Source organism: Pseudomonas sp. TH32 (assembly GCF_016650855.1).
Lineage (GTDB): Bacteria > Pseudomonadota > Gammaproteobacteria > Pseudomonadales > Pseudomonadaceae > Aquipseudomonas.
Map to the genome: position 1 here is coordinate 5,786,345 of NZ_JAEKFA010000002.1, position 12,770 is coordinate 5,799,114.

A 12,770-nucleotide genomic window follows, 5' to 3' on the forward strand; every position below is an offset into this window, starting at 1 on the left:
ACAGATCAAATGTGGGAGCTGGCTTGCCTGCGATAGCGGTGTATCAGCAACAGATGTATGGCTGACCCACCGCAATCGCAGGCAAGCCAGCTCCCACAATGGATCGCATTCCAGTCTCGGCCAGTATTTCACTCAGCAATCGCTGAACGTTTTGTCATCCCCACACGTCATACCTTTCCTTGAGCTAGTGTAGGAAACACCTACCACTCGGCCCTGAGATTAGTCCTCAAACCCCTATCCATGTTTAACTTGACTGTTCGTTCAAGTTAAATCGGTGGTTCGCTGCCCGCTCACAACAGGAGGCTTACCTTTGCTGAGTCTGTTTTTCACAGCCACATCCCACACCCTTGAGGTGCACCCTACATGAGTGCATCGTCCACACCTTCCAGCGGTCTGGTCCGCATGAACCCGCCGGTGTTTTACTTCGCCGCGAGCTTCATCCTGCTGTTCGGCCTGACCGTCATCGCGATTCCCGAACAAGCCGGCGCCTGGCTGCTGGCGGCACAAAACTGGGCGGCCAATACGGTCGGCTGGTACTACATGCTGGCGATGACCCTGTATCTGGTCTTCGTGGTGGTCACCGCGTTATCGGGCTACGGCAAGATCAAACTCGGTGCCGACCACGACGAGCCCGAATTCAGTTACCTGTCCTGGGCCGGCATGCTGTTCGCCGCCGGCATCAGCATCACGCTGTTTTTCTTCTGCGTTTCCGAGCCATTGACGCACCTGGTGCAACCGCCCCAGGGCGAAGCCTTGAACGGTGACGCTGCGCGCCAGGCCATGCAGATCCTGTTTCTGCATTGGGGCCTGCATGGCTGGGGCGTGTTCGCCTTCGTCGGCATGGCCCTGGCGTATTTCGCCTACCGGCACAACCTGCCGCTGGCGTTGCGCTCGGCGCTGTACCCGCTGATCGGCAAGCGCATCAATGGCCCCATCGGCTACGCGGTGGACGGCTTCGGCATCATCGCCACGGTGTTCGGCCTCGGCGCCGACATGGGCTTCGGTGTGTTGCACCTCAACTCCGGGCTCGACTACCTGTTCGGCGTGGCCCACACCCAGTGGATCCAGGTCGGCCTCATCACCTTGATGATGGGCGCAGCGATCCTGGTGGCCGTCTCCGGCGTCGACAAGGGTGTGCGGGTGATGTCCGACATCAACATGCTGCTGGCCTGTGCGCTGCTGCTGTTCGTGTTGTTCGCCGGGCCCACCCAGCACTTGCTGAACACCCTGATCCAAAACATTGGCGACTACCTGGGCGCGTTGCCGACCAAGAGTTTCGACCTCTACGCCTACGACAAACCCAGCGACTGGCTGGGCGGCTGGACCGTGTTCTATTGGGCCTGGTGGATCGCATGGTCACCGTTCGTGGGCCTGTTTATCGCGCGTATTTCCCGCGGTCGTACCATCCGCGAATTCGTCTTTGGCGTGCTGTTGATCCCGTTGGGTTTCACCCTGGCGTGGATGTCGATCTTCGGCAACAGTGCCATCGACCAGGTGCTCAACCACGGCCTCACGGCGCTGGGGCAGTCGGCCATTGATGACCCATCGATGAGCCTGTACCTGGTGCTGGAAACCTACCCGTGGAGCAAGACGGTCATCGCGGTCACGGTGTTTATCAGCTTCGTGTTCTTCGTCACCTCGGCCGACTCCGGCACCGTGGTGCTCTCGACCTTGTCGGCCAAAGGCGGCAACGCCGATGAAGACGGGCCGAAGTGGCTGCGGGTGTTCTGGGGCGCGATGACGGCGTTGGTCACCAGTGCGCTGCTGTTTGCCGGCAGTATCGACTCGCTCAAGTCGGCCGTGGTACTGACCTCGCTGCCGTTCTCGATGATTTTGCTGCTGATGATGTGGGGGCTGCACAAGGCGTTCTACCTTGAGTCGCAGAAGCAGATCGCGCAGATGCATTCCCTTGCACCGGTGTCGGGCTCGCGTAAAGGCACGGGCGGTTGGCGCCAGCGCTTGAGCCAGGCGGTGCATTTCCCGTCACGGGATGAGGTGTATCGCTTCCTTGAGACCACGGTGCGTCCGGCGATCGAAGAAGTGACGGCGGTGTTTGTCGAAAAGGGCCTGAGTGTGGTCACCCAGCCCGACCCGTCCAACGACAGCGTCAGCCTGGAAATCGGTCATGGTGAACAGCATCCGTTCGTGTACCAGGTGCAGATGCGCGGCTATTTCACACCGTCATTCGCACGGGGCGGCATGGGTTCCAAGCAACTCAACAACCGTCGCTACTACCGCGCGGAAGTCCACTTGAGTGAGGGTAGCCAGGACTACGACCTGGTGGGCTACACCAAGGAGCAGATCATCAACGACATCCTCGACCAGTACGAACGGCACATGCAGTTCCTGCACCTGGTTCGCTGAGGCTCAGGCCCTGATAAACAGGGCCAGTGCCACCAACGGCGCACCAAACACCAAACTGCCGATCACCAGCTCCGAGACCAGGGGCTGGCCGGCAGTGACTACGCCTACCGCGCCGTTTACCACCGCCACCACCAGCCAGATCCCGACAAAGCTGTAGGCCAGAATGTGCCGGCTGACGCCAAGCTTTTGGCCGATAAACAGCATCAACCCGAGCAGGATCAGGCCGGAGGTGATGACGAGTGCGGTGTGCATGGCTGAAGTCTCCTGATACCCGCTGATTCACAGTGAACACCAAACCTGTGGCGAGGGAGCTTGCTCCCGTTGGGCTGCGAAGCGGCCCCAAAATCTTGGGAGCGCTACGCACTCCAGCGGGAGCAAGCTCCCTCGCCACAATATTAGTGCGTCGTAGAGTGAGTGGTTGTGTGGTTTCAGACCAGGCCGCCATTGGCCCGCAGGATTTGCCCGTTTACCCAGGCACCGGCCGGGCTCACCAGGAACGACACGACGCGGGCGATATCTTCCGGTTGGCCAAGGCGTTCCAGTGGCGCCATCTTGGCCAGGCCCTGGATCTGCTCTTCGCTTTTGCCATGCAGGAACAGCTCGGTAGCCACCGGACCCGGGGCCACGGCGTTGACGGTGATGCGACGGCCGCGCATTTCCTTGGCGAACACTTGGGTCAGGGATTCCACGGCTGCCTTGCTGGCGATGTACACCGCGTAACCGGGGAAGTTGAGGCCGACGGTGCTGCTGGAAAAGTTGACGATGCGCCCGCCGTCGTTCAGTCGGGTCGCCGCTTCACGCAGGGCATTGAAGGTGCCGCGGGTGTGGATATCGAAGTTCTGGTTGTAGAGCTCATCGCTGTGCTGGGCCAGCGGCAGTACCTTGAGAATCCCGGCGTTGTTGATCAGCACATCGACCTTGCCCAGTTGGGCTTCGGTCTCGTCGAACAGGCGCTTGACGTCGGCGGCGCTGGCCACGTCGCCCTGGATCGCTATGGCTTGGTGCCCGGCCTGGCGCAACTCCACCACCAGTTTCGACGCTTCAGTGGCGCTGTTGGCGTAGTTGATCGCGACGGCATAACCGTCGGCGGCCAGTTGTTTGGCAATCACGGCGCCGATGCCACGGGAGGCGCCGGTAACGATAGCAACTTGAGTGGTCATGATCAGATTTCCTTGGGGAGTGGCTGGGTGTGGAAGCAGATTCACATGTTTACCCAAGCCGATAAATGCGCCAGAGTTGCCTTGACTGTTCAAAAATCGCCAACAATGGAGACGCAACGTGGACCAGGTCAAAGCGATGAAGGTGTTCGTACGAATCTACGAGCGCAGCAGCTTCACGCTCGCTGCGGATGACCTGAACCTGCCGCGCGCGACCCTGACCCACACCCTCAACCAGTTCGAAGCGTGGTTGGGCACGCGGTTGCTGGAGCGCAGTACCCGCCGCGTACGCCCCACGCTGGATGGCGAGGCCTATTACCTGCGTTGTGTGCAGCTGCTGGCCGAGCTGGAAGAGGCGGAACTGGCGTTCCGTTCGGTGGCGCCCAAGGGCCGCCTGCGCGTGGATTTGCATGGCACCCTGGCCAAGTACTTCGTGATCCCGGCACTCCCGCAATTCATGGCGCGCTACCCGGAAATCGAACTGTCCATCAGCGAGGCGGACCGCTTCGTCGACTTGATCGCCGAAGGCGTGGATTGCGTGCTGCGCGCAGGCACCCTGGGGGATTCGGCGTTGATCGGCAGGCGTGTCGCGACGCTGCGCCAGGTGACCTGCGCGAGCCCGGCGTACCTGCGCAAATACGGCGAGCCGAAAAGCCTCGCCGACCTGGGTGAGCACCGGGCGGTGAACTACGTTTCGCGCACCACCGCCAAGCTGTTTCCGTTCGAATTCATGGTCGACGGCCACGTGCAGGAAGTCACGATCGAGGGGGCGCTGTCGGTGTTCGGCGCAGAGATTTATTCCGCCAGCGCGGTGGCCGGACTGGGCATTATCCAGTGCCCGCACTACCGCATGGCCGAGCTGATTTCCCAGGGCGTGATGCAGGAAATCCTCACCGATACACCGCCGCCCTTGATGCCGGTGTCGGTGCTTTACCCGCAGAACCGACACATGTCGCCGAGGGTGCGAGTGTTCGTCGATTGGCTCGCCGAAATCTTCGCCACTGCCCGCTAACCCGCGTACTTACTGGGTTTCTTAAATTTAATTTCATCCGGGTAAAGGGTGTTTTGACTCCGAACTGTCACATGGCCATCGCCTAATTGTGTGAAGCGTTTGACGCTTTCATTTCAGAACAGTGACGGAGACCGGTACCAATGAAGACGTTATTAAGCCCCATGGTGGGTGCCGCCATGGCGAGCTTTATGCTGTCCGCCCACGCCGATTTTATCGATGACAGCCACGCCGACGTGACCCTGCTCAACCGCTACCTCAATCAGCAGGGGCGCGATGTGGTGAACAGCAATAACAAGGCCCACAGCATCCGTGACTGGGGCCAGGGTTTTGAATTCAACTTCAAGTCGGGCTACACCGAAGGCACCGTAGGTTTTGGTCTGGACCTGCAGGCGTTCTACGGTTTGAAACTGGACTCCGGTGGCGACCTCAACGACAAGGATCACCAGGGCCGCTACCCCGGCAGTATGTTCCCGCTGGATGACGGCAAGTCCGCCGACCAGTTCGGCGTGCTCAGTCCGACCTTCAAGATGCGTTTTGCCCAGGATGAATTGCGCGTCGGTACGCTCTACGGCAACAACCCGGTCCTGGCCAACACCGACGGCCGCCTGTACCAGCAGACGAACACGGGCGTGCAGTTGGTTTCCAAAGACTTGACCGACTTCACCTTTACCGCCGGTGACATCCTCAAGACCAAGATCCGCAACGAAACCGGCGACCAGGGCATGATCACCGCCGGCGGCACCAAAGAGAGTGATCGCTTCCTCTACGGCGGTGCGGACTACAAAGGCTTGCCGGACACTACTGTCAGCCTGTGGTACTCGAACCTTGAGGATTACTACCAACAGTTCTTCCTCGGTGCCAAGCGCCATGACGCCTTGCCTGTCGGCGCGATCGACACCGACGTGCGCCTGTACCGCAGCCTGGGTGTGGGGGAAAACGCCGCCGGCGACAAAGACTATTCCGCTGCCGGCCTCTACGGTGACGGCACCTCCAAGGGCCGCATCAACCAGTCCACCGTCAGCCTGCTGGAAAGCTACAGCCTGGACGGCCATACCGTCGGCCTGGGCATTCAGAAAAACAGCGGCGACAGCGACTTCCCGTACCTGGATTCCGGCCTGAACAGCGGTGCCAGCAACCAGGGCCCGGGTTCGGGTGCCGACACCCCGGCACTCACCAACATGCAACTGAACAAGTTCCAGCACGCCGGCGAGCGCACTTGGTTGGCCCAGTACAAATATGACTTCGGCAAGCTCGGTCTCAATGGCCTGACCTTCGCCACGTCCTACGCACACGGTGATGACATCCGCACCACCCAAGGCACCACCAGCGAATGGGAACGTAACGTCACCGTGGCATACCAAGTACCCACCGGCACCCTCAAAGGCCTCGGCGTAACCTGGCGAAATGCCCACGCCAGCCCGGATATCACCGGTGCCACTGTGCAAGATGAAAACCGCTTCTATGTGAGCTACGTCGTTCCACTCTGGTAGGAAATTGCTGTACAAAGAGCAAGCACACTTAAGCGATTCAGCTGCTTAAAAGGCTTGGGAATATCCTTATTCCCAGGCCTTATTTGCTCATAAGACCAGAGAGGATTCGATGACTTACATTGCTGCCGAAAACCGCTATGAATCTATTCCTTACCGCCGCGTAGGTCGCAGCGGACTGGTGCTGCCGGCACTGTCCCTGGGGCTGTGGCACAACTTTGGCGACAGCACCCCCATCGACACCCAGCGCGCCTTGCTGCGCACCGCGTTCGACCTGGGTATCAACCACTTCGACCTGGCCAACAACTACGGCCCTCCGTACGGCAGCGCCGAGATCAACTTTGGCCGTTTGCTGCGCGAAGACTTCAAGCACTACCGTGATGAACTGATCATCTCCAGCAAGGCCGGCTGGGACATGTGGCCGGGCCCTTATGGCCAGGGCGGCGGTTCGCGCAAATACGTACTGGCGAGCCTCGACCAGAGCCTGCAACGCCTGGGCGTCGACTACGTGGACATTTTCTATTCCCACCGTTTTGATGCCGACACCCCACTGGAAGAAACCGCCAGTGCACTGGCCACTGCCGTGCAACAGGGCAAGGCGTTGTACATTGGGATCTCGTCCTATTCCGGGGTAAAAACCCGCGAAATCGCAGCGCTGCTTCAGGAGTGGAAAGTTCCGCTGCTGATCCACCAGCCGGCCTACAACCTGCTCAACCGCTGGGTGGAAAAAGACCTGCTGGACGTCACCGAAGAACTCGGCGCCGGGGTGATTGCGTTCACACCGTTGGCCCAGGGTTTGCTGACCGACAAATACCTCAACGGTGTACCGGCGGATGCGCGGGTGAATCGTCCGGGTGGTGGTTCATTGCAGGCCAAGCACTTGTCCGAGGCCAACATTGCCCACGCGCGTGCGTTGAATGAAATCGCCAAGCGCCGTGGCCAGAGCCTGGCGCAGATGGCGTTGGCGTGGACATTGCGTGATCCCCGCGTCACCAGCGCCCTGATCGGTGCGAGCCGGCCGGAGCAGATCATTGAAAACGTCGGCGCGTTGCAGAACCTGAGCTTCAGTGCGCAAGAGCTGGCGGAGATTGACCGGTTTGCCCAGGAAGGCGGGATTAACTTGTGGGAGAAGCCGTCTACGGCGGAATAAGCGGCAGAGCCCGACTCCTGCATCAACACCAATCCAATGTGGGAGCGGGCTTGCTCGCGAATGCGGGGTGTCAGTCACCGAATTTATTACTGATCCACCGCATTCGCGAGCAAGCCCGCTCCCACATTTGATGCGTGGTGTGCCTGTTAAAACGGCACATCTCCAAGAATCGTCGCCCGGTGCATCACCCGCCGTTGCGGCCGGTAGTCATCCACGGCGTAATGCTGGGTCACACGGTTATCCCAAAACGCCACGTCATTTTCCTGCCAGCGCCAGCGAATGGTGAACTCCGGCCGGGTGGCATGGGCGAACAACAGCTTCAGCACCGCTTCGCTTTCCGCCGGCTCCAGTTCGTTGATCTTGCTGGTGAACCCTTCACTGACGAACAGCGATTTGCGCCCGCTCACCGGGTGCGTACGAATCACCGGATGGGACAGTGGCGGGTTCTTGCGCCGGGCTTCTTCCCAGCGCGCCAGGTCTTCCGGCGTGTTGCCGTAGCGTTCCAGCGGGAAGGAGCGCGTGAAATCGTGGGTCGCGGTCAAGCCGTCCAGCAGTTTTTTGAACGGCTCGGACAACGCCTCATACGCGGCAATCCCGCTGGCCCACAACGTGTCGCCGCCGAACTCCGGCAGCAGCTTGGCGCTGAGTACTGCACCGAGGGCGGGGGTGGGCAGGAAGGTCACGTCGGTGTGCCAGATGGCGTTGTCGCGCACGTCGGTCACGGCGGTGTCGAGGATCAGCACTTCAGGCTGTTCCGGCACGTTGGGGTAGATCGGGTGAATGTGCAGGTCGCCGAAATGTGCCGCGAACCGCGCCTGTTGCTGCGGGTTGATCGGCTGGTTGCGGAAGAACAGCACCGAATGCTTGAGCAGCGCCTGTTCGATGGCGTCGCGCTGTTCGATGGTCAGCGGTTGGGTGATGTCGACGCCACTGATCTGGGCGCCAAGGGCGGTGCTGAGAGGCGTTACGGTCAGGCTGCTCATGGGGTTCTCGTCGAAGATGTGCTTAGTGTGCCTGGCCATGCCAAGGCACCAGTTTGCGCTGCAGGGCACGCAAGCCCATTTCCATGGCGAAGGCGATCAGTGCGATCACCAGAATCCCCAGCACCACCACATCGGTGACCAGGAACTGCGCGGCGGATTGCACCATGAAGCCCAGGCCGCTGGTGGCGGCGATCAGCTCGGCGGCGACCAACGTCGACCAACCCACACCGAGGCCAATCCGCACGCCGGTGAGGATGTCGGGCAGTGCGCTCGGCAGGATCACATGGCGAATCAACTGGGCACGGGTGGCGCCCAACGACTGCGCGGCGCGCAACTTGGCCGGGTCGACCGTGCGCACGCCGGTGGCGGTAGCGATGGCGATTGGCGCAAAAATCGCCAGGTAGATCAGCAGCACCTTGGACAGCTCGCCGATGCCGCACCAGATCACGATCAGCGGCAGATAAGCCAGGGGTGGAATCGGCCGGTAGAACTCGATCAGCGGGTCCAGAATGCCCCGGGCGATGCGATTGGAGCCGATGGCAATGCCCACCGGCACGGCGGTCAGCACGGCAAAACCGAGGCCCAGGCCGATACGCTTGAGGCTCGCGCCCAGATGCTGCCACAGGGTGGAGTCCATGTAGCCGGTAGTTGCCAGCAGCCAGCCTTTTTGCAGCACGGCAGAAGGCGGTGGCAGGAACAGCGGTTCGATCAGCCCGCTGGCGGTCACGGTCCACCAGATGGCAACCAGCGTCACCAGGGTCAGCACGCTGATCCAGCGAGTGCTCAGGCTGCGGCGTATAGGGACCACGGGTTTGGTTACCGGTTTGGCGGCCGTGGCCGGTAATTCGTAACTGCTCATGCGGACACCTGCCGTTGGGAGAACACCTTGCCCAGCACGTGTTCGCGGGTTTCGATAAAGCGCGGATCGGATTTGATCGCCCGTGCCGACTCACCGGCGGCATAACGCTGGCCGAAATCCAGGCTCAGGCGCTCGACGATCTGCCCGGGGTTGGGCGCCAGCAGAATCAGGTCCGTGGCGAGGAACACCGCTTCTTCGATGTCGTGGGTAATCAGGAATACGGGTTTGGCCGTACGCCGCCAGACTTGCAGCAACAGCTCCTGCATTTGCTCGCGGGTGAAGGCATCGAGAGCGCCGAAGGGTTCGTCCATCAGCAATACGCGTGGGTCGGCGGCCAATGCGCGGGCCAGGCCGACACGTTGCTTCTGGCCACCGGAGAGTTGCCAGATACGACGGCTGTCGAAACCGGCGAGGTCCACCAGGGCAAGCATTTCCCGGGCGCGGATCTCGCGCTGGGCCTTGGGCACGCCCGCCAGTTCCAGGCCGAAGCCGACGTTGGCCAGCACGTCCTGCCAGGGCAGCAGGGCGTCGTCCTCGAACACCACGCCACGCTCGGCGCTGGGGCCTTTTACCGGCACACCGTCAAGGGTGATGCGCCCGGCACTGGGTTCGACAAAACCGGCAATCAGGTTCAACAGCGAAGTCTTGCCACTGCCGGAAGGGCCGAGGGCCACCAGCAATTGCTGGGGCCCAAGGCTCAGGGAAATATCTGCCAGTACTGGCTCCGGGCTGCCTGGGTACTGTGCGCTGATGCGCTCCAGTTGTAGCAAGGCCATCGCGGTTAACTCCTGGTATCAGTTAGTGATGAACTTCGGGCTGACGTACGGGGCGTAGTCCGGCAGTACGGCGTCGACCTTGCCTTGTTCCTTGAGGAACGCGGCGGTGTCGGTGACGGCCTTGGTGGTCGGTGCGCCGAGCAGGGTGACCTGGTCAGCCGCCAGCGGGTAGACGTTGCCTTGCAGCAGCAGCGGAATGTCGCTGGCCTTGGCCCCGGAGAGCTTCACCAGTTTGTCGACGTTGCCTTTGTCAGCCAGCCAGGCTTGTGGGTCTTTGCGGTAAGCGGCGTAGGCATCCAGGGTGACCTTGGCAAAAGCCGTGACGATTTCCGGGTGCTTCTCGGCGAAATCCTTACGCACGATCCAGGCATCGAAGGTCGGCGCGCCGAACTTGGCCAATTCGCCGGAGGTGATCAGTACCTTGCCGTTTTCCTTGGCGACGCCCAGGGCCGGGTCCCACACGTAGGTGGCGTCGATATCACCACGCTTCCAGGCGGCGATGATGGCCGGCGGGGCGAGGTTGAGGATGGTCACTTTCGAAGGGTCGATGTTCCAGTGCTTCAACGCGGCCAGCAGGCTGTAGTGGCCGGTGGAAACAAACGGCACGGCGACTTTCTTGCCGATCAGGTCCTGCGGGCTGTTGATCCCGGAACCGTTGCGCGCCACCAGGGCTTCGGCACCGCCGATCTGGGTCGCGATCAGGAAGGTTTCCACCGGGACCTTGCGGGTAACCGCAGCGGTCAGCGGGCTGGAACCGAGGTAGCCGATCTGCACGTCGCCGGAAGCGATGGCGGCGATGATGTCGGCACCGTTGTCGAATTTGCGCCAGTCGATCTTGGCGTTGGTGGCTTTTTCATACGCGCCGTCGGCCTGGGCGACTTTCGCCGGGTCAACGGTGGTCTGGTAAGCGATGGTCACGTCGGCGGCCTGGGCAAACAGGCTGGCGCCGGCCAGGGACAAGGCCGCCAGTAGGCGAAGGGGGAAGTGCAGTTTCAAGGGAGGAGTCCTCATCAGGCGGCCGGAGGTCGGCGTGTGAGAAGACTAAATGATCTAAGAATCCGAAAATAAATAACATTTTCGAATTAGCTTATGAGGGGAAACGCGGTCGCTGCGTCGATGCATGAACAGTGTAGGAGCCGGCTTGCGGCGATGGCGTTCTTGAGGTCGCCATCGCCGGCAAGCCGGCTCCTACAGGGGCGTGTCAGTTGCTGATGGCGAGGATGCTCGCCTGGTACGAGCCGACAAACACGTCAAAGTCGCCCACTTCGTTCTGCTCCAGCTCCGCCTGCTGCGCCAGCGAATTACGCGCCAGTTCCTCAAAGCGTGCCTGTTCCTCAGCCTTCAACGGCTCGCTGCGAAAGTGCTCCGCATGCACCTGGCTCTGATGCAGCGAGAACTGCGCAAAGCTCTCTTTACGCTCGCTCATGGCCGCCAACACCTGGGCCGACGGGGTCAGGGACGAATCCTTGACCTTCGCCAGCTGGGCGTCCAGCGCCTGGCTGTGTTCAGTGATGCCCTGGCTCTGGTCCAGCAAGGCTGCCAATGGAGCGATCTGCTCCAGCAACTCGGCGGCCCATTCCTTCATGTCCACGGATTCGCCACGGCGCCGCAGTTGCAGGCCCGGACGGCGACCTTCCTTGACCACACTGAGGAAGTTGGAGGTGGCGTTGCCGCACTCGTTGTCGGCGAACAGCGGGCTGTCGTTGAGCGCGCAATACAGCAGGAACGCGTCGAGGAAGCGCGACTCCTGCAAGTCGATGCCCATTGGCAGGAACGGGTTGATGTCCAGGCAGCGCACTTCGATGTACTGAATACCACGGGCCATCAGCGCCTGGATCGGCCGTTCGCCGGTGTAGGTCACGCGCTTGGGGCGGATGTTGGAGTAGTACTCGTTTTCGATCTGCAGGATGTTGGTGTTGAGCTGTACCCACTCACCGTCCTTATGGGTGCCGACTTCGACGTACGGAGCGTAGGGCGTTGCCACCGCTTCGCGCAGGCTGTCGGTGTAGCTCGCCAGGTCGTTGTAGCACGGCGTCAGGCCGGCCTGGGCGTTGCTCTGGTAACCCAGGTCGCTCATGCGCAGGCTGGTGGCGTACGGCAGGTACAGGGTGTCGGCATCCAGTACTTCGAGCTGGTGCGAGCGACCGCGCAGGAAGCCGGCGTCCAGGGCCGGCGAGGCGCCGAACAGGTACATCAGCAGCCAGCTGTAGCGGCGGAAGTTACGGATCAGCGCGATATAGGCCGTGGACTGGTAGTCCCGGTCGGTGCCCACAAAGCCTTCGGCTTCCTTGAGCAGCGGCCAGAGGTCTTCCGGCAGGGAAAAGTTGTAGTGGATCCCGGCGATGCATTGCATGGTCTTGCCGTAACGCAGGGCCAGGCCCTTGCGATACACGTACTTGAGCTGTCCGATATTGGAGGTGCCGTAGTAGGCAATCGGAATATCTTCCTCGGCCGGCAACGGGCACGGCATCGATGGACTCCACAGGTACTCGTTGCCGAGCTTGCTGTAGGCAAACCGGTGGATCTTGTCGAGGCTGCTCAGGGTGTCGGCCGGGTTGGGCAGGGCCGGCGTGATGAATTCCAGCAGCGACTCGGAATAGTCGGTGGTGATCTGTTCGTGGGTCAGTGCAGCGCCCAGGGCCTCGGGATGCGGCGTTTGTGCCAGCCGACCCTCACCGGTGACGCGCAGGCATTCGCGCTCGATGCCGTGCAGGCACTGCTCGAGCAAAGAGAGGTGTTCGTGCTTGCCGAGCAATGCCAGGCGGCGGTTGAGAAGTTCGCTCAAGTTGGATTCCTTCACGCGTCAGTCGCCCCAATATGGGGGTGGGCAGGACGGTCTACAAGGGTGAAGTGGAAACTGGCGTTATCGCCTGGTTTTCGAGCCGGATTGACCCACTCGGAAAGTGCCGCTTCATCCTTGAATCTGGCTATCGCGCACGAAGAAAAGTTCGGCGCAACTTTCGCAGCGCCGAAATTAACTCA

The 12,770-nt window shown here is 61.3% G+C and carries 11 protein-coding genes; 4 read left to right on the forward strand and 7 right to left on the reverse strand.

The window, feature by feature from the left end:
• The first annotated feature begins 402 nt into the window (after positions 1 to 402).
• Entirely contained in the window at positions 403 to 2,364 is a 1,962-nt protein-coding gene (gene betT, locus JFV30_RS30205; RefSeq protein WP_201126258.1) for a choline transporter BetT, read from the forward strand.
• 3 nt (positions 2,365 to 2,367) lie between these two features.
• Here betT and JFV30_RS30210 read toward each other — a convergent pair whose 3' ends face one another.
• Positions 2,368 to 2,616, reverse strand: a complete 249-nt coding sequence (locus JFV30_RS30210; protein ID WP_201125881.1) for a hypothetical protein — start codon at positions 2,614 to 2,616, stop codon at positions 2,368 to 2,370.
• 176 nt (positions 2,617 to 2,792) lie between these two features.
• Positions 2,793 to 3,524 carry an SDR family oxidoreductase gene (locus JFV30_RS30215; protein ID WP_201125882.1) on the reverse strand — a complete coding sequence of 244 codons (732 nt, stop codon included), beginning with the start codon at positions 3,522 to 3,524 and terminating at the stop codon, positions 2,793 to 2,795.
• 118 nt (positions 3,525 to 3,642) lie between these two features.
• Here JFV30_RS30215 and JFV30_RS30220 point away from each other — a divergent pair, with 118 nt between their 5' ends.
• The 3 genes from JFV30_RS30220 (at position 3,643) to mgrA (ending at position 7,170) form a co-directional block, all read left to right on the forward strand.
• Complete coding sequence (locus tag JFV30_RS30220; RefSeq protein ID WP_201125883.1) at positions 3,643 to 4,533, forward strand: LysR substrate-binding domain-containing protein; 891 nt, start codon at positions 3,643 to 3,645, stop codon at positions 4,531 to 4,533.
• Positions 4,534 to 4,694: 161 nt separating this feature from the next.
• Positions 4,695 to 6,023, forward strand: coding sequence for an OprD family outer membrane porin (locus JFV30_RS30225; protein ID WP_010168921.1), 1,329 nt, complete (start codon positions 4,695 to 4,697; stop codon positions 6,021 to 6,023).
• A gap of 109 nt (positions 6,024 to 6,132) precedes the next feature.
• The gene (gene mgrA, locus JFV30_RS30230) at positions 6,133 to 7,170 is read left to right on the forward strand and encodes an L-glyceraldehyde 3-phosphate reductase (protein WP_003211877.1); all 1,038 of its coding nucleotides are present in this window, start codon (positions 6,133 to 6,135) and stop codon (positions 7,168 to 7,170) included.
• Between the two features lie 146 nt (positions 7,171 to 7,316).
• Here mgrA and tauD read toward each other — a convergent pair whose 3' ends face one another.
• The 5 genes from tauD to gshA form a co-directional block, all read right to left on the reverse strand.
• Complete coding sequence (tauD, locus tag JFV30_RS30235) at positions 7,317 to 8,153, reverse strand: taurine dioxygenase (protein ID WP_201126259.1); 837 nt, start codon at positions 8,151 to 8,153, stop codon at positions 7,317 to 7,319.
• 22 nt (positions 8,154 to 8,175) lie between these two features.
• On the reverse strand, positions 8,176 to 9,012 hold the full coding sequence (gene tauC / locus JFV30_RS30240; RefSeq protein ID WP_201125884.1) for a taurine ABC transporter permease TauC: 837 nt from the start codon (positions 9,010 to 9,012) through the stop codon (positions 8,176 to 8,178).
• Positions 9,009 to 9,788, reverse strand: coding sequence for a taurine ABC transporter ATP-binding subunit (tauB, locus tag JFV30_RS30245; protein WP_201125885.1), 780 nt, complete (start codon positions 9,786 to 9,788; stop codon positions 9,009 to 9,011). The genes tauC and tauB overlap by 4 nt, the downstream gene beginning before the upstream one ends.
• Positions 9,789 to 9,806: 18 nt before the next feature.
• Positions 9,807 to 10,784 (reverse strand): taurine ABC transporter substrate-binding protein, encoded by a 978-nt coding sequence (gene tauA / locus JFV30_RS30250; RefSeq protein WP_003213167.1) that lies wholly within the window; start codon positions 10,782 to 10,784, stop codon positions 9,807 to 9,809.
• 205 nt (positions 10,785 to 10,989) lie between these two features.
• Entirely contained in the window at positions 10,990 to 12,573 is a 1,584-nt protein-coding gene (gshA, locus tag JFV30_RS30255) for a glutamate--cysteine ligase (protein WP_201125886.1), read from the reverse strand.
• Positions 12,574 to 12,770: the final 197 nt, after the last annotated feature.

What these genes read in the sequence shown, in the direction of transcription:
- betT (WP_201126258.1), top strand. Translation starts at nt 403, where the DNA reads ATGAACCCGCCGGTGTTTTACTTCGCCGCGAGCTTCATCCTGCTGTTC.
- JFV30_RS30210 (WP_201125881.1), bottom strand. Translation starts at nt 2,616, where the DNA reads ATGCACACCGCACTCGTCATCACCTCCGGCCTGATCCTGCTCGGGTTG.
- JFV30_RS30215 (WP_201125882.1), bottom strand. Translation starts at nt 3,524, where the DNA reads ATGACCACTCAAGTTGCTATCGTTACCGGCGCCTCCCGTGGCATCGGC.
- JFV30_RS30225 (WP_010168921.1), top strand. Translation starts at nt 4,695, where the DNA reads ATGGTGGGTGCCGCCATGGCGAGCTTTATGCTGTCCGCCCACGCCGAT.
- mgrA (WP_003211877.1), top strand. Translation starts at nt 6,133, where the DNA reads ATGACTTACATTGCTGCCGAAAACCGCTATGAATCTATTCCTTACCGC.
- tauD (WP_201126259.1), bottom strand. Translation starts at nt 8,153, where the DNA reads ATGAGCAGCCTGACCGTAACGCCTCTCAGCACCGCCCTTGGCGCCCAG.
- tauC (WP_201125884.1), bottom strand. Translation starts at nt 9,012, where the DNA reads ATGAGCAGTTACGAATTACCGGCCACGGCCGCCAAACCGGTAACCAAA.
- tauB (WP_201125885.1), bottom strand. Translation starts at nt 9,788, where the DNA reads ATGGCCTTGCTACAACTGGAGCGCATCAGCGCACAGTACCCAGGCAGC.